At 60.3% G+C, this 19,308-nt stretch carries 14 protein-coding genes; 9 read left to right on the top strand and 5 right to left on the bottom strand.

Annotation, left to right across the window (positions count from 1 at the left end; translation table 11 throughout):
* Nucleotides 1–176: 176 nt before the first annotated feature.
* The 3 genes from AB3G35_RS07790 (at nt 177) to AB3G35_RS07780 (ending at nt 5,550) form a co-directional block, all read left to right on the top strand.
* The gene (locus AB3G35_RS07790) at nt 177–1,559 is read left to right on the top strand and encodes a carbohydrate porin (RefSeq protein WP_269213989.1); all 1,383 of its coding nucleotides are present in this window, start codon (nt 177–179) and stop codon (nt 1,557–1,559) included.
* A 130-nt stretch (nt 1,560–1,689) separates the two neighbouring features.
* A complete protein-coding gene (locus tag AB3G35_RS07785; RefSeq protein ID WP_016779653.1) occupies nt 1,690–4,107 on the top strand; it encodes a glucose/quinate/shikimate family membrane-bound PQQ-dependent dehydrogenase in 2,418 nt (805 codons plus the stop codon).
* A 279-nt stretch (nt 4,108–4,386) separates the two neighbouring features.
* Nucleotides 4,387–5,550 (top strand): MFS transporter, encoded by a 1,164-nt coding sequence (locus AB3G35_RS07780; RefSeq protein ID WP_369782461.1) that lies wholly within the window; start codon nt 4,387–4,389, stop codon nt 5,548–5,550.
* Nucleotides 5,551–5,591: 41 nt separating this feature from the next.
* Here the strand turns inward: AB3G35_RS07780 and AB3G35_RS07775 are convergent, their stop codons facing one another.
* Nucleotides 5,592–7,934: a putative bifunctional diguanylate cyclase/phosphodiesterase gene (locus AB3G35_RS07775; protein WP_369782460.1), complete on the bottom strand. Its 2,343-nt coding sequence runs from the start codon at nt 7,932–7,934 to the stop codon at nt 5,592–5,594.
* A gap of 326 nt (nt 7,935–8,260) precedes the next feature.
* Here AB3G35_RS07775 and lon point away from each other — a divergent pair, with 326 nt between their 5' ends.
* From lon to cmoB, 6 genes are all read left to right on the top strand, one after another.
* A complete protein-coding gene (gene lon, locus AB3G35_RS07770) occupies nt 8,261–10,690 on the top strand; it encodes an endopeptidase La (protein ID WP_086795939.1) in 2,430 nt (809 codons plus the stop codon).
* A gap of 210 nt (nt 10,691–10,900) precedes the next feature.
* Complete coding sequence (locus AB3G35_RS07765; protein ID WP_016779650.1) at nt 10,901–11,395, top strand: hypothetical protein; 495 nt, start codon at nt 10,901–10,903, stop codon at nt 11,393–11,395.
* Nucleotides 11,396–11,470: 75 nt separating this feature from the next.
* Complete coding sequence (locus AB3G35_RS07760) at nt 11,471–11,863, top strand: protease inhibitor I42 family protein (protein ID WP_016779649.1); 393 nt, start codon at nt 11,471–11,473, stop codon at nt 11,861–11,863.
* Nucleotide 11,864: 1 nt separating this feature from the next.
* On the top strand, nt 11,865–12,500 hold the full coding sequence (locus AB3G35_RS07755) for a lysoplasmalogenase (RefSeq protein ID WP_106116239.1): 636 nt from the start codon (nt 11,865–11,867) through the stop codon (nt 12,498–12,500).
* A gap of 84 nt (nt 12,501–12,584) precedes the next feature.
* Nucleotides 12,585–13,328, top strand: a complete 744-nt coding sequence (gene cmoA / locus AB3G35_RS07750; RefSeq protein WP_016779647.1) for a carboxy-S-adenosyl-L-methionine synthase CmoA — start codon at nt 12,585–12,587, stop codon at nt 13,326–13,328.
* Nucleotides 13,325–14,281, top strand: coding sequence for a tRNA 5-methoxyuridine(34)/uridine 5-oxyacetic acid(34) synthase CmoB (cmoB, locus tag AB3G35_RS07745; protein ID WP_016779646.1), 957 nt, complete (start codon nt 13,325–13,327; stop codon nt 14,279–14,281). Before cmoA ends, cmoB begins: the two co-directional genes overlap by 4 nt.
* A gap of 107 nt (nt 14,282–14,388) precedes the next feature.
* Here cmoB and tadA read toward each other — a convergent pair whose 3' ends face one another.
* From tadA to ptsP, 4 genes are all read right to left on the bottom strand, one after another.
* A complete protein-coding gene (gene tadA, locus AB3G35_RS07740) occupies nt 14,389–14,877 on the bottom strand; it encodes a tRNA adenosine(34) deaminase TadA (RefSeq protein ID WP_203304641.1) in 489 nt (162 codons plus the stop codon).
* Nucleotides 14,877–16,253, bottom strand: a complete 1,377-nt coding sequence (locus AB3G35_RS07735) for a multicopper oxidase family protein (RefSeq protein ID WP_106116241.1) — start codon at nt 16,251–16,253, stop codon at nt 14,877–14,879. Before AB3G35_RS07735 ends, tadA begins: the two co-directional genes overlap by 1 nt.
* Nucleotides 16,254–16,488: 235 nt before the next feature.
* Nucleotides 16,489–16,764 carry a PTS transporter subunit EIIB gene (locus tag AB3G35_RS07730; RefSeq protein ID WP_016779643.1) on the bottom strand — a complete coding sequence of 92 codons (276 nt, stop codon included), beginning with the start codon at nt 16,762–16,764 and terminating at the stop codon, nt 16,489–16,491.
* Nucleotides 16,765–16,766: 2 nt separating this feature from the next.
* Entirely contained in the window at nt 16,767–19,292 is a 2,526-nt protein-coding gene (gene ptsP / locus AB3G35_RS07725; protein ID WP_106116242.1) for a phosphoenolpyruvate--protein phosphotransferase, read from the bottom strand.
* Nucleotides 19,293–19,308: the final 16 nt, after the last annotated feature.

Below are 19,308 nucleotides of genomic sequence, written 5' to 3'. Positions count from 1 at the left end.
TCAGAAATGATCCATGTCACTTAAAGTGCTGTTTCTAAACGTTTCGGGGCTTTATCATTTCCGCATAAAGGGCTGAAACGATTCATTCTGCCCTTATCCTGAAGGGTTAGTCCTGCCTCTCAAGACAGCGCTACCCACTGCCACAGCCATACCTATAAAGACTTGCATCTCGACCTATGTCCACATTCCTGAATATGCGCAAACACAGCGCGATGCTTCCTGTTGCCGGGCAAAAAGCCCTGGCGCTGATCGGCGGCATTACCGCTCTGGGCCTGGCTACTTGCGTGCAGGCGGCCCCCGCTTTTGACGCCGACTCCAAATGGATGCTCGGCGATTGGGGCGGTACCCGTAGTGAACTGGAAAAGCAGGGTTACTCCTTTTCCCTCGACTACGTAGGCGAAGTCGGCTCCAACCTGCACGGCGGCTATGACCATGATCGTACGGCGCGCTACAGCGACCAGTTCGGCCTGGGCACGCACCTGGATCTGCAAAAGATCCTGGGTTGGGACGACGCTGAATTTCAGCTGACCATTACCCACCGCAGCGGTAACAACATCAGCAACGATCGCATCAACGATCCGCGGGTGGGCGGTTTCACATCGGCCCAGGAAGTCTGGGGCCGCGGCCAGACCACGCGCCTGACGCAAATGTGGTACCAGCAGAAGTTCTTCGACCAGAAGCTCGACATCAAGGTCGGCCGCTTTGGCCAGGGCGAGGATTTCAACACCTTCCCTTGCGACTTCCAGAACCTGGCGTTCTGCGGCTCGCAGGTCGGTAACTGGGCGGGCAGCATCTGGTACAACTGGCCCGTCAGCCAGTGGGCCCTGCGGGTCAAGTATCACCTGACCCCCGAGCTGTACGCACAGGTCGGCGCCTATGAGCAAAATCCGTCCAACCTGGATCGCGGCAACGGCTTCAAGCTCAGCGGCAGCGGCACCCAGGGCGCGGTGCTGCCGATCGAACTGGTGTGGACGCCAAAAATTAATGGCCTGCCAGGGGAATACCGCGCGGGTTACTACTACAGTAATGCCAAGGCAACAGATGTTTACAAAGATGCCAATGGCCAGCCCGCCGCGCTGACGGGTGAAGCGTATCGCAGCAGTTCAAGCAAACACGGAATGTGGCTGGGTGTGCAACAGCAGCTCACAACCCGCGCCAGCGATCAGTCGAGGGGCTTGAGTGTGTTCGCCAATGCCACTATGCACGACAAGAAAACCAATGCCGTGGACAACTATGTCCAGGCGGGCGTCGTCTATAAAGGCGTGTTCGATGCACGACCAAAAGACGACATCGGCTTTGCCATGGCCCGCGTGCACGTCAACCCGGCTTACCGCAAAAACGCCCAGGCCAGCAACCAGGCCCGGGCCATCTACGATTTCGACAACCCTGACTACCTGCCACCCCAGGACACTGAATACAGCGCCGAGCTGTACTACGGCGTCCATGTGACCAACTGGCTGACCGTTCGACCGAACCTGCAATACATCCGTCACCCGGGCGGTGTTAGCCAACTGGATGACGCGCTGATTGGCGGTCTGAAAATTCAAAGTGCGTTCTGACAAACGGACTGCAACGGCAACCTTGAAGGTTGCTATCAAGCACCTATTTAGCTGATTCACTCCCGTGCCAGTTCGTCCCTTAAAGACCCACTCTCGCGGGAACACCTCTAACGTAACGGAGAACCACACTATGAGCACTGAAGGTGCTTTCAGTCGAAGCCGCCTGCTACCGAGCCTTCTCGGTATCTTGCTGCTGCTAATGGGCCTGGCCATGTTGGCCGGGGGTATCAAGCTGGTCACGCTGGGCGGGTCGTGGTACTACCTGCTGGCCGGGATCGGTTTTGGCTTGTCGGGCGCACTGCTGATTGCCGGGCGCCGCGCTGCACTGGCTCTATACGCGCTGACGCTGTTCGCCAGCACCGTATGGGCACTGATGGAAGTGGGTCTGGACTGGTGGCAATTGGTGCCGCGCCTGGCCATGTGGTTCGCCATCGGTATCGTTCTGCTGCTGCCATGGTTCCGTCGTCCGGTTCTGCGCGGTCAGTCGGCACCTTTGGCTACCGGCGCACTGAGCGTTGCCGTGGTTCTGGCAGGTGCTGCTGCACTGGCCAGCCAATTCACCAGCCCGGGCGAAATCAAAGGCCAACTGGATCGTGATGCCGTACCCGGCATGACCAACGCCGCACCGGCCATGCCCGATGGCGACTGGCAGTCCTACGGCCGCACCGCTTTTGGTGACCGTTACTCGCCGCTGAAAGAAATCACCCCTGAGAATGCCCACAAGCTGGTTCCAGCCTGGACATTCCGCACCGGTGACATGCCAGGTGAAGGCGATCCCGGCGAAACAACCGCCGAGAACACCCCGCTGAAAGTCAACGGCATGCTGTATGTGTGTACCCCACACAGCCAGGTAATTGCCCTTGACCCGGACACCGGCAAGGAAATCTGGCGTTACGATCCGAAGATCAGCACGCAGAACGCTGAAAACTTCAAAGGCTGGGCACACATGACCTGCCGCGGCGTGACTTATCACGACGAAAATGCCTACGCCAAAGCCAGCACTGAACAAAGCGCTGCCGAGCCTGCTGCTGCCACTTCGAGCAACTCGTGCCCGCGTCGCCTGTTCCTGCCGACTGCCGACACCCGTCTGATCGCCTTGAACGCCGACACCGGCAAACCTTGTGAAGACTTCGGTGACCACGGTTCGGTAGACCTGCGTCACAACATCGGCAGCTTTGCTCCAGGTGGTTACTACTCCACTTCGCCACCTGCCGTGACCAAAGACTTGGTAGTGATTGGCGGCCACGTGACCGACAACATCTCCAACGACGAGCCGTCGGGCGTGATCCGTGCGTACGACGTACGTACCGGCAAGCTGGTCTGGAACTGGGACAGCGGCAACCCGGAGAAAACCACTCCGATTGCTGAAGGCGAAACCTACACCCGTAACTCGCCAAACATGTGGTCGATGTTCGCTGTCGACGAAGACCTCGGCATGCTGTACCTGCCGATGGGCAATCAGACTCCTGACCAATTTGGCGGCGACCGTACCGAAGATTCCGAGCGTTATGCCGCTGGCATCACCGCTCTGGACATCAACACTGGTAAAGTCCGCTGGTACCGTCCGCTTACTCACCATGACCTGTGGGACATGGACGTAGGTGGTCAACCAACCCTGATGGACCTGAAAACCGCCGATGGCGTGAAACCGGCCCTGCTGGCTTCCACCAAACAAGGCAGCATCTACGTCATGGACCGTCGCACTGGCGAAGCCATTGTGCCGATCACCGAGATCCCTGCACCGGGCGGCGCTGTAGAAGGTGACCACACTGCACCGACACAGCCTCGTTCGGACCTGAACATGATCCCGCCGGTGCTGACCGAACGTGACATGTGGGGCGTGACTCCATTCGACCAGATGCTGTGCCGGATCAACTTCAAATCCCTGCGTTATGACGGCATGTACACCCCGCCATCGCTGCAAGGTTCGATCGTTTATCCTGGCAACTTCGGCGTGTTTGACTGGGGCGGCATCTCGGTTGACCCGGTTCGCCAGATTGCCTTCCTGAACCCGAGCTACATGGCGTTCACCTCCAAGCTGGTTCCGCAGGCCGACGTGGCTGCAATGGGCCCGCGCAAAGGCGAAACCTCCGGCGTTCAACCGAACAAAGGCGCACCTTACGGCGTGATCCTGGAGCCACTGTTGTCGCCACTGGGCCTGCCTTGCCAGGCACCGGCGTGGGGTTATGTTGCTGCAGTCGACCTGACCAACAACGAAGTGATCTGGAAACACAAAAACGGTACCGTGCGTGACAGCTCGCCGGTTCCGATCCCGTTGTCCATGGGTGTTCCAAGCCTGGGCGGGACCTTCACCACCGCAGGTGGTGTGGCCTTCCTGAGTGGTACCCTTGACCAGTACCTGCGTGCTTACGACGTAAGCAACGGTAAAGTACTGTGGGAAGGTCGCCTGCCTGCTGGCGGCCAGACCACCCCGATGACCTACACCGGCAAGGACGGCACTCAATATGTGCTGGTCATGGCGGGCGGTCACGGCGGCCTGGGCACCAAAAAAGGTGACTATGTCATGGCGTTCAAACTGGCTGAGTAAGCTTTACAGCGGTTTGTGAAAAAGGCGGCTATCGAGAGATAGCCGCTTTTTTTGTGGGCGGCAAAACAAGACAAACCTCACATGACGCCCCGCCCCCTAGGGCGTGTCATAACAACAATCAGTTATGTCCTACTCAAAAAAAACCGTTCTCCCGCATACACGCTGACCACAAGAAGCTGAAAGTTGCTCCCTTGGCATGCGAACAGCATCCCGACACCGTTGTAGGCCATCTGTTCTGCCCTAACCCGCCAGCCATAAACTTCATCAAGAGCAACACAGATGCCCAACCTGCACCTGCCTTTGTTGACCTGCATCTCCTGCATGGCCGTTCTTTTGGCGCAATTGGGCATGATGATGTACTTGCCTGCGCTACCGCTCATTGCCCAATCACTGAACACCACCCCGAGCCTGGCGTCTTTATCGCTGCCTGTGTATCTGCTGGGCATGGCTTTGCCGATGTTGCTATGGGGCAAGTGGGGAGCTGCCTGGGGTATCAAGCCGGTCTTGATTGCCTCGCTCTTGCTGTTCAGCGCATGCAGTCTGCTGCTGACTTTTTGCGCACAACTCGAGAGCTTTCTCACCCTGCGATGTGTGCAAGGCGTCGGCGCCAGCGGCATGTCCGTAATGGCTCGATCGCTGGTAGCCCAACACTTCAAGGGCGACACACTCGCCAAAGCACTCGCGTGGTTATCCATCGCTTTCGTTGTTTCGCTCGGGATCGGGCAATTCTTCGGGGCGGTTTTAATAAGCGCCTTTGGCTGGCCCACCACCTTCTGGTGCCTTGCGATTGGCGCAATTATTCATGCTGGGGTTGTTTACCGTCATTTGCCGGATTTTAACCCGGCAAACAATACCCCGGCCCGCTGGCGGCACTACCTGACGATAGTCCGTCACGCAGGGTTCCTGCGACCGGCATTGACCGGCGGGTTGGGCTACGGGGTCATTGTCGGCTTCAATACGGCAGCCCCTTCGGTTTTCCAAGCAACTTATGGCTGGTCGACAAGTGATTACGGCACTTTAGGCTGGGCGATCAGCCTTGCCTATGTATTGGGGTCACTGAGCGTCAATCGCTATATGTTGAGCCGTGGCCAATCTCAACTGAGTGCCATCGCTACAAGCATTATGGTGCTTGCCGGTATCGTCATGCTGCTGGGGGTCATTAGCGACCCCACGCTCGCCGGGCTGTTGTGGTTGCCGTACTGCTTTATCGTTTTCGGCCAGGCCATCAACTATCCCGTAAGCCTGTCAGAAGCCAGCGGCAACTCCCCTGTTGATGGACCGTATTCAATGGCACTCTGCGGATTGATTCATCAGTTGGTTGCAGCCTGTGTTGGCGTGATCATCAGCTTGATCGGTGTGCACAACCCGCTCTATCTGGCCATTATCTGCCTGCTGCTGGCCGCTGCAGTGCGGGGGTTAAACATCATCAAGCCCACCCCGTGAACAGCTCGGCCAGCCATTTTTTGCAGCGCGCGACCAACCGATCAGACCGTAGCCCGCAACTCCCACACCCAGGCCTCGAACGCCACGGCATCCATCGGCCGACTGATCAGATAGCCCTGAGCCGTATCACAGTGCCAGCGCTCCAGCAGTTCAAGGGTATGTTGATACTCCACGCCTTCCGCCACCACCTTGAGCCCCAGGTTGTGGCTCATTTCGATGGTCGAGCGCACGATCACCGCGTCTTCGCTGGTTTCGTCGAGGTTGCGGATAAACGACTGATCGATTTTCAGCTCCTGCACCGGCAGGCGCTTGAGGTGCGCCAGCGACGAGTAACCAGTGCCGAAGTCATCCACCGACAAGCTGATCCCCCCGTCACGCAGCTTTTCAAGCACGCTGAGCGAGTGTTCGGGGTCGCGCATGGCCGTGCTTTCGGTGATTTCGAAGATCAGTTGCTCGGCCGACAACTGATAACGCTTGAGCACGCGCTCAACGGTCAGCAACAGGTTTTCACCGTGCAAATCCTCCGCCGAAATATTCAGCGACAGCTGCAGGTGCATACCTTTGCGGTTCCACTCGGCCAACTGGCGAATACCTTCCTCGATGACCCAACCCGTGAGCAGGAACATGCTGCCCGTGCGCTCCGCCAGGGGGATAAATTCCGCCGGTGAAACCATGCCCAGTTCCGGGTGTTGCCAGCGCAACAACGCTTCGGCCTGACGCACATGGCCACTGCGGATATCCAGTTTGGGCTGGTAATGCAACTGCAACTGGCCTTCGCTGGCGGCACTGCGCAAATCCCTGATCAGCTGGATGTGCCGCTGATGGGCGAGGTCGCGGTCCTGCTGGTACACCTGCAAATAACCCGGCAAGGCAGCGGCATCGCGGCAGGCAATTGCGGCCCGGTTGATCAGTTCTTCGGCGCTCTGCCCATTGAGCGGGTATACCGCAATGCCCATGCAGACCTCCAGCGCCACCTCATGCCCGTCAATGCTCAGCGGACGCTTGAGCAATGCGTACAAACGATCAGCCATCGCCACGCCCACATCGATCTGGGTGCTTTCAAGCAATAACAAGAACTCGTTGCCGGTGATGCGTGCCGCGGTATCGCGTTCACGCAGGGCGTCGAGCATCACGCGGGCGGATTCGCGCATGATCAGCTCCACCCCCTCGGGGCCGAAGCCTTCATTGATCACCCGATAGTTTTCGATCCCCAGGTAAATCAGTACCACACTGCGCCTTGCACTGATGGCGCTGCCCAGGCGCTCCATGGCCAGGGCACGGTTGGGCAAGCCGGTCAGCGGGTCGTGCAGGGCGTTATGCGCCAATTGCTGTTCGCGTACGGCAATCCCGCTTTGCATGGCGTTGATCGCCCGGGCCAGAAACCCCAGTTCGTCCCTGCGTGTGAGCTCCACCCGTGTTTCGTAGTTGCCCCGACCAATGCGCTGCGCTGCCTCCGCCAGCAGGCTGACCGGGCGCGACACTGCCCGTGCCAGCCACAAGGCACCTAACAATGAAGCCAGCAAGGCCCCCAGGGATATCCACAGAAACTTGCGATCCAGCGAGTTGAAGGCCTGCATCGTCTGATCCAGCGGGCTTTGCAGTACCGCCATGACCTGGCCGTTGTCCGGGTCGCCGGAGTTGGCCAGTTGCAGCATCTGGCCCAGAAAGCGCTGGCCGTTGAATTCACTGAAGTGGATCGCCGCGCCCGGCGTGTGCTCCTGCACGAATTCAATGATGCTGGCGCTCATAAAGTCCGGCTGGGTGCTGCTCAGTATGCCGCTTTCACCTGGCTTGACCGTCATGAACGACACTTCAAGGTTGCTCAGGGAACTCAACTCATGGGCAAACACGTCGTCCATCGGCATCCCCGAGACCACGCGCACCACGGGCAAAGGCGCCAGTACCACCCCTTGCACCAGCATGTAGGGGCGCCCCGCGAGGATGCCGATGACCATGGTTTGCGTATTGCGACGGGCCAGCCGCAGGGCCTTGGCATAAGGAAACGCCTGACCGGGGGGCAGGCCCTTGAGGGTGCTGGTGATGATATTGCCGTCCAGGTCCAGCACAAACAGCTCACTGCCATGCAGGCTCGACTCGAACTCCTGCAGGGCGCGCTCTATAAGCGAAGGGCTGCCATTGATGGTCGCCTCACGAAAATCCGAGTCATTGGTCAGCCAGTTGAGGCCGTACTGGATACGCCGCCAGCGCAGATCGATAAACCGTTCGAACACCCGGGTACCGGTCTTGAGCTGCTCTTGCGCCTGATCGCTGGCCACGGTAATGGTCACGGCTTTAACGGCGAAGTACACCGCACCGATAACCAGCAACAGGAGCAAGGCAAGGAACAGGCTGATACGCGCCTGAAAACTGTTGCGCAACTTCATGCTGCGCCCTCAATCCATTGAGTGAAGCTCAACTTCCACATAAGCATTCCCTCTGCACCCTGACAAAAGTCAAATAAATGACTTTCAGTTCCATCTTTTTATTTTTTGGTTATAGCCCAGTTGCAAAACAGAAGATCACCTAATAAATGCTGGCCGTCTACAGTCAAGATATTGGCGACAACCCCCTAGCGCACGGGGGTTGCCGGGCATGTAATCCTTGCAGCCGCTACCAGGCAGATTCTGCTTACACATGAAAATCTGTTCACCATTGAAACCACTGGCACCGCGCCCCATCTAAACCACATACCCAATTGCGCAGGTGCCCCATGAGCGACCAGCAAGCGTTTCCGGACAATACAACCGAGTACACCGATGTAGAACACACTGAATCCGAACACCAACCCCATTCTGGAGGGACTGAATTGGCATTGCCGGAGCAGAATCTGCCGGACAAGGTTTACATCATCCCGATCCACAATCGGCCGTTCTTCCCGGCACAAGTGCTGCCGGTCATCGTCAATGAAGAACCCTGGGCCGAAACCCTGGAACTGGTCAGCAAATCCCCTCATCACTCCCTGGCGCTGTTTTTTGTCGACACGCCACCTGATGACCCCCGGCATTTCGATACCAAAAGCCTCCCTGAATACGGCACGCTGGTAAAAGTGCATCACGCCAGCCGCGAAAACGGCAAACTGCAGTTCGTGGCCCAGGGCCTGAGCCGCGTGCGTATCAGCATGTGGCTCAAGCACCACCGCCCGCCGTATCTGGTTGAGGTCGAATACCCGCAGCAACCCAAGGAGCCCACCGACGAGGTGAAGGCCTACGGCATGGCCCTGATCAATGCGATCAAGGAGTTGCTGCCGCTCAACCCGCTGTACAGCGAAGAGCTGAAAAACTACCTCAACCGTTTTAGCCCAAATGACCCGTCGCCGCTGACTGATTTCGCAGCGGCGCTCACCTCGGCCACCGGTAACGAGCTGCAACAGGTACTGGATTGCGTGCCGATGCTCAAGCGCATGGAAAAAGTCCTGCCCATGCTGCGCAAGGAAGTCGAGGTTGCGCGCCTGCAAAAAGAGATTTCAGCCGAAGTTAACCTCAAGATCGGCGAACATCAGCGCGAGTTCTTCCTCAAGGAACAACTCAAGGTGATCCAGCAGGAACTCGGCCTGACCAAGGACGACCGCAGCGCCGATATCGAGCAGTTCAAGCAGCGCCTTGAAGGCAAGACGCTGCCGGCCCAGGCGCAAAAGCGCATTGATGACGAGCTCAACAAACTGTCGATCCTGGAAACCGGGTCGCCGGAATACGCCGTTACCCGCAACTATCTGGACTGGGCTTCGGCGCTGCCGTGGGGCGTGCTGGGGCAGGACAAACTTGACCTCAAGCACGCGCGCAAAGTGCTCGACGCCCACCACGCGGGGCTCGATGACATTAAAGAGCGCATCCTCGAATTCCTCGCTGTGGGTGCCTACAAAGGCTCGGTCAGCGGTTCGATCGTGCTGCTGGTGGGCCCGCCGGGCGTGGGTAAAACCAGTATCGGCAAGTCGATTGCCGAATCGCTGGGCCGTCCGTTCTATCGCTTCAGTGTCGGCGGCATGCGCGACGAGGCCGAGATCAAGGGCCATCGCCGCACCTACATTGGCGCCCAGCCGGGCAAGCTGGTGCAGGCGCTCAAGGATGTCGAAGTGATGAACCCGGTAATCATGCTCGACGAGATCGACAAGATGGGCCAGAGCTTCCAGGGTGACCCTGCCTCGGCCCTGCTCGAAACCCTGGACCCGGAACAGAACGTCGACTTCCTCGACCATTACCTCGACCTGCGCCTGGACCTGTCCAAAGTGCTGTTTGTGTGTACCGCCAACACCCTGGACTCGATCCCCGGCCCGTTGCTCGACCGTATGGAAGTGATCCGCCTTTCGGGCTATATCACCGAAGAGAAAGTCGCGATCGCCAAGCGCCACCTGTGGCCAAAACAGCTCGAAAAAGCCGGTGTGGCCAAAGACAAGCTGAGCATCAGTGACAGCGCCCTGCGCGCCGTAATTGACGGTTATGCCCGCGAAGCCGGGGTGCGCCAGCTGGAAAAACAGCTGGGCAAACTGGTGCGCAAGGCCGTGGTCAAGTTGCTTGCCGACCCAAAAGCCGTGATCAAGATCGGCCCCAAAGACCTCGAAGCCTCGCTGGGCATGCCGGTGTTCCGTAACGAACAGGTGATCAGCGGCACCGGGGTGATAACCGGCCTGGCCTGGACCAGCATGGGGGGGGCGACGTTGCCAATCGAGGCAACCCGCATTCACACCCTCAATCGCGGCTTCAAGCTGACCGGGCAACTGGGCGAAGTTATGAAAGAGTCAGCTGAAATCGCCTACAGCTATATCAGCTCTAACCTGAAGCAATTTGGCGGCGATCCCAAGTTCTTCGATGAAGCCTTTGTCCACCTGCATGTGCCTGAAGGCGCTACGCCGAAAGATGGCCCAAGCGCGGGCGTGACGATGGCCAGTGCCCTGCTGTCGCTGGCGCGCAATCAGCCACCGAAAAAGGGTATCGCCATGACCGGCGAACTGACCCTGACCGGGCATGTATTGCCAATTGGTGGCGTGCGCGAAAAAGTAATTGCGGCGCGCAGGCAGAAAATCAACGAACTGATCCTGCCGGAACCGAACCGCGGTCACTTCGAAGAACTGCCCGATTATCTGAAAGAAGGCATCACCGTACACTTTGCCAAGCGCTTTACCGATGTGGCCAAGGTGCTGTTTTAAAACTGTTTGTTGGCCCTGACTGGCCCGGGATGGCTTCACCGCGATCCAACAGGCCAGTCGGGCTGCCTGCTTCGGCACTCGCACATTGGATCCAAAATACCGTGCAAGTCGCCAACTAGACACGTCTACTGTCATTTATGACAGTAGACGATTGCCGATTTCCCATCCTTAATAGAGACAATTCCCACAAAAATAATGCAGGAAAAGAATATGGCACTTCATCATCCTGTATATGAGAACCCGGATGTCCTGAGGCTCAAGGAGTCAGGACAAAAAATCTTCAATCCCAGAACCCGGGGAGAACTCAAGGCCGAGCTGCTGGACCGTCCTGCTTTTACCGCGCAGGAAATGACTTTTGCCAGCAGCCAGAAAAAAATCGTCATTACCGGCGAGTTCGATGACTTTGGCTCAACCGCTTATCGCGCGGTGGCCTTCACGCTGGATATCAATATCCAGTCAGGCATCTACCTGTTCAAAAAAGACGAGCACGGCCCCATCCAGTCCATGTCCTATATCGAATGTGTTGAAGTCGATGGCCGCCAGGTCTATCACTTGAACCAGGCCGATGTCGGCACCCTGCACCTGAGCGTGGTCGAGAGTTGCTACAGCGCCCGCCTGTTCACCATGGAAGGCCTGGACCACAACGGCAACAGCATGGAGATGTGCGGCGACTTCAGCATCAGCCCGCCCCACGCGTCTTTTTAGCCGGCCGAGGACAAATGGCACAGCACCCGTCATGGGGTATGCTGCGCCATTGTGTTTGCCCGACCGGAGCCTTCAATGCCCCCAGTACGCCTTATCCCCCTGCTCGCCCTCAGCCTGCTGACGGCCTGTGCGCAACAGCCTGCACACAACGTTACCCTCGAAGACCAAAGCGACTGCCCCCAGCAACTGCATGTGGGCCAACAGCTGATCGTGTCACTGCCGAGCAACCCCACTACCGGTTACCGCTGGTCTATTCAGGACTCTGCTGGCGGCGTGCTGCGCAGCCTGGGGCCGGAGGTCTACACCAGCAGCGACAACGGCCAGCTACTGGGCAGCGGCGGCCAATCGACCTGGCGCTTTCAGGTATTTGCCCCTGGCAGCGGCCGCCTGCGCCTGACCTCTCAGCAACCGTGGGAACCTGAAGCCGAACCGGCACAGGTGTTCGACTGCCCGATCACGGTGAACTGATATGACGTGGCTGATCCTTGCGATCTTGGGCGCTGCCACCTACCTCTATGGCGTCAGCACGCACGCCATAATGCTGTGCCTGCTGACCAAGCCCGTACCGGTACTGGCGTTGCTCGGCTGGCTGCACAGCGGACCTGTCAGCCCCTATCGACACTGGATCAGCATTGGCCTGGGATTTTCCCTGCTGGGCGACATCCTGCTGGCCTGGCCACAAGATCTGTTTGTATTTGGCCTTGGGGCGTTTTTGTTCGCCCACCTGGCCTATCTCAAGGCCTACCTTGTGGACTGCCGCCGCCCTGCCGTGCCGGCCCTGATCCTGGCACTGCTTGCCGGTGGCAGCTTGTTGAGCGTCATGGCCAGTCAGGGCCTGGGCGATTTGCTGGTGCCGGTGAGTGTCTATGCCCTGGCCATCAGCGCCATGCTCTGGCGCGCCCTCGCCCGCCTGGGCAGCAGCGTGGCCAAACGTTCGGCCTGGCTGGCCGCGGCAGGCGCCTTGGCATTTGTGGTCTCGGACAGCCTGATTGGCATCGACCGCTTTGTGCAGCCGTTCGCCGCCGCGCCCTACCTGATCATCCTCAGTTACTGGCTGGGCCAATGGGGTATCGCCGCCTCGACGTTCAGCCAGGGCAGGCGCTGAACGGTTTATCAGACAGACCGCGCATCCCGGCGCCAACTTGGCTAAAATGCCGCCCCTTTTAAAATTTCCAGCGCCGGAACCGTCGTGAGCAAAGAACCTGACCGTATATTCGCCCAGCCCCTGGCCCAGGTGCCGGACTTCGCCTTTAACGAAGACGTGGTGCGGGTGTTCCCGGACATGATCAAGCGCTCGGTGCCCGGCTACCCGACCATCGTCGAGAACCTCGGCGTACTCGCCGCCCAGTTCGCCCGGCCCGACAGCGTGCTGTACGACCTTGGCTGCTCACTGGGCGCGGTGACCCAGGCCCTGCGCCGCCATGTGCGCACGGACGGCTGCAAGGTGATTGCCGTGGACAACTCGGCGGCGATGGTCGAGCGCTGCCGCGAGTACCTCAACGGGCAGAACTCGATGTTTCAGGAGCTGTTGCCGGTCGAGGTGATCGAGGGCGATATCCTGGCGCTGGAATTTGAACCCGCGTCGGTGGTGGCGCTGAATTTCACCCTGCAATTTATCGCCCCTGAACAGCGCCTGGCGCTGCTGGGCCGTATCCGTCAGTCGTTGCTGCCGGGCGGCGCCCTGATCCTCTCGGAAAAGCTGCGTTTCAGTGATCCCGAAGAGCACGGTCTGCTCACCGACCTGCATGTGGCCTTCAAGCGGGCCAACGGCTATAGCGAGCTGGAAATCGCACAAAAGCGCAGCGCCATTGAAAACGTCATGAAGCCCGACAGCCTCGAAGAACACCGCGAACGCCTGCTGGCGGCCGGGTTCTCGAAAGTCGTGCCGTGGTTCCAGTGTCTTAACTTTGCCTCGTTGATTGCCTTGCCATGATTGATCTGTCCCCTCTTGCCCGGCGTCTGGCCGGCACTCCACTGGCTGAATGGGCCAATACCCTGCAAGCCCAGCTCGACGTAAAAATGGAAAAAGGCCACGGCGACCTGGAGCGCTGGCAAAGCGCGCTGGATGCCTTGCCCGACGTTAAACCGAGCGAAATCGACCTGTTGAATGGCCTGACCCTGGACACCGACTGCGACGACGCCACCCGAGCGCAGATGCGCGAGGCACTGATGGGCCTGTCGCCGTGGCGCAAAGGCCCGTTCGACCTGTTTGGCGTACACGTCGACACCGAATGGCACTCGGACTGGAAGTGGTCACGGGTCGCGCCGCATATCGACCTCAAGGGCAAGCGCATCCTCGATGTGGGTTGCGGCAACGGCTACTACATGTGGCGCATGCTCGGCGCCGGCGCCCACAGCGTGATTGGCGTGGACCCCAACTGGCTGTTCTTCTGCCAGTTCCAGGCCGTGCAGCGCTTTTTGCAACAGGAAGCGGCATGGCACCTGCCGTTCCCGTTCGAAGACCTGCCGCCGAACCTGGAAGGCTTCGACACCGTGTTTTCCATGGGCGTGTTCTACCATCGCCGATCGCCCATCGAGCATCTGCTGGCGTTGAAAGACTGCCTGGTCAAGGGCGGCGAACTGGTGCTGGAAACCTTGGTGATCGAAGGCGACGTGAACCAGGTACTGGTACCGGAAGACCGCTACGCGCAGATGCGCAACGTGTGGTTCCTGCCCTCGATCCCGGCGCTGGAACGCTGGTTGCGCCGTGCCGGTTTCAGCGATGTGCGCTGCGTGGACGTGAGCGTCACCACGGTTGAAGAGCAGCGTGCCACCGAGTGGATGAAATACCAGTCGCTGAGCGACTACCTGGACCCGAACGACCACAGCAAAACCATCGAAGGCCTGCCGGCGCCGATGCGGGCGGTGATAGTGGCGAGGAAGTAACACACACCCTTTACCCCTGTGGGAGCGGGCTTGCTCGCGATGCAGACGCCTCGATATGTCTGATACACCGAGGTGATGCTATCGCGAGCAAGCCCGCTCCCACAGGTTCAGCGAGCTCTTCTGACCTTGAAGAACTCGCTGAGGATCGCCCCGCACTCGTCAGCCAACACCCCGCCTTCATACAGCACCCGGTGATTCAGAAAGCCCTGGGTAAAAAACTGCCCCTGGCTTTGTACAATCCCGGCCTTGGGTTCCAGCGCGCCGTATACCACCCGCGCCACCCGCGAATGCACGATCAGCCCCGCACACATGCTGCACGGCTCCAGCGTCACATACAGGGTACTGCCCGGCAGCCGGTAGTTGTTGACGGCCGTGGCGGCGGCCCGAATGGCCATCATCTCGGCATGGGCGCTGGGGTCGCTGCCGCTGATCGGGCAGTTGAAGCCACGGCCAATGATTTCACCGTCCTGCACCAGCACCGCGCCCACCGGCACTTCGCCCAGTGCCGCACCCTGGGCCGCCAGGGCCAGGGCTTCACGCATAAAGTCTTGATCGCGGCTGCGGTCGATGATCCGGGGTTGACGCCCTTGTCGCATCAGGAAACCTCAATAGCGGCCATCAGGCCGGTTTCCATGTGATCAATCACATGGCAGTGGAACATCCACACGCCGGGATTATCCGCCACCAGCGCCACGCGGGCACGTTCGTTTTTGCCCAGCAGGTAGGTGTCGGTGAAATACGGGATGATCTTTTTGCGGTTGGACGCCAGCACCTTGAAGCTCATGCCGTGCAAATGGATGGGGTGCTGGTACTGGGTCATGTTCTTCAACTCGAAGATATAGCTCTGCCCCAGCTTGAGTTTGGCAATCGGCCGGTCGGCGCAGGTCTTGTCCTTGATATCCCAGGCCACGCCGTTGATCTGCCACAGGCTCGGCGGCTGATCGGGGCCCAGGTCTTCGGACACCGAACCGACCCACTCGAAGTTGAAGTTGATCTTCTCGGCATTCGCCACGTCAGGCTCGGCAATCGGGTTGGCGGGCAACGCCGGTGGCCACTCAGCTGGCGCATCGGCGCTGGCGACCGAGCGCAGGGTACCCAGACGCACCGGGCCGTCACGCAACGACAGCTCCTCGCCTGCAGCCGGGGCCTTGATCCCCAGGCAAATGCGCATGCCCGGGCCCAGCCAGTAGTCCTTGCCCAGCGGCCGTGGCACGATGGGGTTGCCGTCCAGGGCGTAGATCATCGCTTCCACGCCGGGGATATTCAGGCGATAGGTCAGGGTGTTGTCGAGGTTGAGAATGCGCACGCGGGTGATCTGCTCGGCAGGCAGGTCAATGGTCGGCACATGCACGCCATTGATCGTCGACAGCCGCCCCGCCGTACCGCCGCGGGCCGCCTCGCGGGTGATGCTGAACGGCAGGAAGGCACCCTCTTCGTCCACATGCCAGTTCTTGATGCTCAGGGTACGCTCGTGCTTGAAACCGGTGGGCTCGCGCTCTTCGACAATCAGCGGGCCGACCAGGCCACGGCCCAGTTCTTCGCTGCTGTTGACGTGGGGGTGATACCAGTAGCTGCCCGCATCGGGTACGCGGAACTTGTAATCGAAGTATTCACCCGGCAATACCGGCAATTGCGAGACGTAGGGCACGCCGTCCATTTCCAGGGGCAGGCGGATACCGTGCCAGTGGATGGTGGTCGCCACCGGCAGGTGGTTGATAAAGCGTACCCGCAGCCACTCGCCCTGGCGCACCCGCAGCTCGGTGCCGGGCGCCGAAGGGCCAAAGGCCCAGGCCTGGGTGATATGACCAGGCACCAGCTCGACGTCCAGTGGCGCGCTGATCAGCTCGTAATCGTGGCCGGCGTTCTCGGCGGCCACCTTGCCCAGCCAGTAACGCGAAGCGCCTCCTGCGCCAACACCCACCACTACCAGGCCGGCCAGACCACCGAGTATTTGTCGACGGGTAAAGGACATGGATTCAACTACCTCTCGTATCCGGCGCGGGCGTTGGGCCCGCAAAAGGCGAATACGATACACCTGCAGTTGCGAAACAGTAAGGGCGGGGTGGCGAAGGGTCACAGTCGGCAGGCAAACACCCCCCCTGTGGGAGCGGGCTTGCTCGCGATGGGATCACTGCGGTGTTACAGGTACACCGCAGCGCTGTTATCGCGAGCAAGCCCGCTCCCACCCAAGGGCCGTTGGACTGGGTCTACACCCCCACCACCAGATGCACCACCCCGCCCGGCAGGCTCAAGATGCCCGGCACCCCCGCCACACGCAGGGCTTGCGGATCCAGACGGGTGATATCGGCCAGCTCCACACGGATCCGGGTCAAGGCCACCCGCTGTTCGGTCTTGATATTGCCGGCACCGCCCAGCGCGGCCAGCACTGTTTTATCCAGGGTCGACGCCGGTTTGCCCGGCTCATCCGCCACCAGATCGGGGGTCAGGGCCTTCCAGAAAGCTTTGAGCACTTTATCGAACATGTTCAATACTCCAACTCGGTCATGGGTTGCACCATTGACTGCAATGCAGCCCGCACCTGCCCTGCACACTCCAGGCCGAGCACGCGCTGCGTCAGGGCCTGGCATTCGGCATAATCCAGCTGCCGAACCCGCGCCTTGATACTCGGGACCAAGGGCACGCTCACCGATAACTCATCCACCCCCAGCCCCAGCAACACTGGCACCGCCAGCGTCTCGGAGGCCAGCGCGCCACATACCCCCACCCATTTGCCGTGGGCATGGGCGGCCTTGACGGTGCTGGCGATCAGGCGTAACACCGCCGGGTGCAAGCTATCGGCCTGGCTGGCCAGACGCGGATGGTCACGGTCCATCGCCAGGGTGTACTGGGTCAGGTCGTTGGTACCAATGGAGAAAAAGTCGACCTCGGGGGCAAACAGGTCCGCCATCAACGCCGCTGCCGGTACTTCGATCATGATCCCCAGCTTGGGCAGGGTCGTGATCCCCAGCACCAGCGTCTGCTCTTCGAGCAACTGGCGGGCCATGCGCAACTCGGACAACTGCGTGACCATCGGCAACATGATATGCAGGCGAGTCAGGTCGGCGCTGGCCAGAATCGCGCTGAACTGCTCACGCAACAGTTGCGGGCGATCCAGGCACAGGCGGATCCCGCGCAGGCCCAAAAACGGGTTGGCCTCATGCTCCATCGGCACATAGGCCAGGGGTTTGTCACCGCCCACATCCAGGGTGCGCACCACCAGGTTGTGCCCGGTACCCACGGCGCGGGCGATGGCACTGTAGGTGGCAACCTGCTCGGCATGGCCGGGGGCGCTGCTGCGCTCCAGATAGAGAAACTCGGAGCGCAGTAAACCAACCCCTTCTGCGCCCAGGTTCATCGCTTGTTCGGCTTCGGCCAGGGACGCGATATTGGCGCTGACTTCGATGCGCACCCCGTCCCGGGTACAGGCCGGCAATGCCGCCTGTTGCAAATCCTGCTGCTGGCGCTGGTGCTCAAAGGCACGCCGGGCTGTGAGCTGCTGGACCCGTTGCGGATCCGGTTGCAGATGCAACTGCCCCTGATCCGCATCAAGCAACACCGCCGTACCGTTGGCCAGCGCCAGCACCTGCGGTGACATACCGCAAAGCGCCGGCAAGCCCAGCGCCCGGGCCAGAATCGCCACGTGACTGGTGGCACCGCCACCGACCGTGGCAAAGCCTGCGACCTTGCGCGTATCCAGCGTTGCGGTTTGTGACGGGGTCAGTTGTTCGGCTATCAGAATCGCCTGTTCCGGCAACTCCAGCGCGCTGTCCTGCACCCCGAGGATCAGTTTGAGCACACGCTGGCCAACATCCTCCAGATCCAGCGCCCGCTCGGCCAACAGGCGGTTGCCCAGGCCCTTGAACAAGGTCGCCGTCTCATGGGTAGCGCTTTGCCAGGCGAAGGCTGCGCTCTTGCCCTGCGCGATCAACCCGAAGGCCTGTTCCAGCAAGCCCGGGTCTTCCAGCAATTCCTGGTGGGCCTTGAAAATCTCGCCTTGCGCCTTGCCCGCGGCGTTGTCACACAACACTTGCAACTGCGCCGAGGCACTTGCCAACGCCTGTTGCAACTGCTCGCGCTCGCGGGGCTGGTCGGTTGCCAGCTCGCTGATCTGCAACGCGCTTGCGGTCAGTTGCACCACATGCCCGAATGCCGAGCCAGGTGATGCACAAACCCCACGCAACTCGTCACTGGCTTCAGGTTCAGGCGCTGCCACCGGCGCGGTTTCGACCGCCACAACGGTGACCGTCTCACCGCAGCCGCTCGCCAGCAGTTCGCCCAGTACCTTGAGTGCTTGCCCGGCATCAGGGCCGGTGGCACTGAGGTGAACGCTGTCCCCGCACACCGTCTGCAGGGCCATGATCGCTACCAGCGACTTGGCATTGGCGCTCTCGCCCTGCTTGTTCAATTGGATGGTGGCCGCAAAGCCTTTCGCCGCCTGGGCCAATACTGCTGCAGGTCGGGCATGCAAGCCGTTGGGATTGGGCAGAAGCTGCGGCTGCGAGTGCTGTGCGCTGCCGGTTTGCACCTCGGCTTGCGCCCGGGCCTGCTGCAGTTGCAGGCGCAGCAGCGGCTGGCCGGTTTCGACCAGAACGTTACCCGCTGACGGGGCCACAAAGGGTTCGCCGCTCACCACCAGCATCAGGGTCAACAAACTGCGGGCATGCAGGGCGATGTAGTCTGCATCGAACTCGATCAACGCCTGCCCCGCGGTCACCTGCTGGCCCTCCTCGACCAGCGCCGTGAAGCCCTTGCCGCCCAAATTTACCGTATCCAGACCGATATGCAGCAACACCTGCACACCGTCGGCCGCCGTGATGCTGATGGCGTGGCCGGTGTGCTGCAGGTTGCTGACCACCCCGGCCAGCGGCGCGCAGAGCACCTGCGATGTCGGGTCGATACACAGGCCGTCGCCAATCAGGCGACTGGCAAACACCGGGTCGGGCACGTTATCCAGCGCCATCAACACACCGGACAACGGTGCCAGCAATTCCACTTGTGGGGATGTGACCATGACTTCACCTGCAGTT

This window comes from Pseudomonas sp. WC2401, from assembly GCF_041200115.1.
GTDB lineage: Bacteria > Pseudomonadota > Gammaproteobacteria > Pseudomonadales > Pseudomonadaceae > Aquipseudomonas > Aquipseudomonas fragi.
Note: the sequence above shows the minus strand (reverse complement) of the source record. Positions and strands in the feature narration are given on the sequence as shown.

Bases quoted from the DNA above. Each gene is read 5' to 3' on its own strand.
- AB3G35_RS07790 (WP_269213989.1), top strand. From the start codon at position 177: ATGTCCACATTCCTGAATATGCGCAAACACAGCGCGATGCTTCCTGTT.
- AB3G35_RS07785 (WP_016779653.1), top strand. From the start codon at position 1,690: ATGAGCACTGAAGGTGCTTTCAGTCGAAGCCGCCTGCTACCGAGCCTT.
- AB3G35_RS07780 (WP_369782461.1), top strand. From the start codon at position 4,387: ATGCCCAACCTGCACCTGCCTTTGTTGACCTGCATCTCCTGCATGGCC.
- AB3G35_RS07775 (WP_369782460.1), bottom strand. From the start codon at position 7,934: ATGAAGTTGCGCAACAGTTTTCAGGCGCGTATCAGCCTGTTCCTTGCC.
- lon (WP_086795939.1), top strand. From the start codon at position 8,261: ATGAGCGACCAGCAAGCGTTTCCGGACAATACAACCGAGTACACCGAT.
- AB3G35_RS07765 (WP_016779650.1), top strand. From the start codon at position 10,901: ATGGCACTTCATCATCCTGTATATGAGAACCCGGATGTCCTGAGGCTC.
- AB3G35_RS07760 (WP_016779649.1), top strand. From the start codon at position 11,471: ATGCCCCCAGTACGCCTTATCCCCCTGCTCGCCCTCAGCCTGCTGACG.
- AB3G35_RS07755 (WP_106116239.1), top strand. From the start codon at position 11,865: ATGACGTGGCTGATCCTTGCGATCTTGGGCGCTGCCACCTACCTCTAT.
- cmoB (WP_016779646.1), top strand. From the start codon at position 13,325: ATGATTGATCTGTCCCCTCTTGCCCGGCGTCTGGCCGGCACTCCACTG.
- tadA (WP_203304641.1), bottom strand. From the start codon at position 14,877: ATGCGACAAGGGCGTCAACCCCGGATCATCGACCGCAGCCGCGATCAA.
- AB3G35_RS07735 (WP_106116241.1), bottom strand. From the start codon at position 16,253: ATGTCCTTTACCCGTCGACAAATACTCGGTGGTCTGGCCGGCCTGGTA.
- AB3G35_RS07730 (WP_016779643.1), bottom strand. From the start codon at position 16,764: ATGTTCGATAAAGTGCTCAAAGCTTTCTGGAAGGCCCTGACCCCCGAT.
- ptsP (WP_106116242.1), bottom strand. From the start codon at position 19,292: ATGGTCACATCCCCACAAGTGGAATTGCTGGCACCGTTGTCCGGTGTG.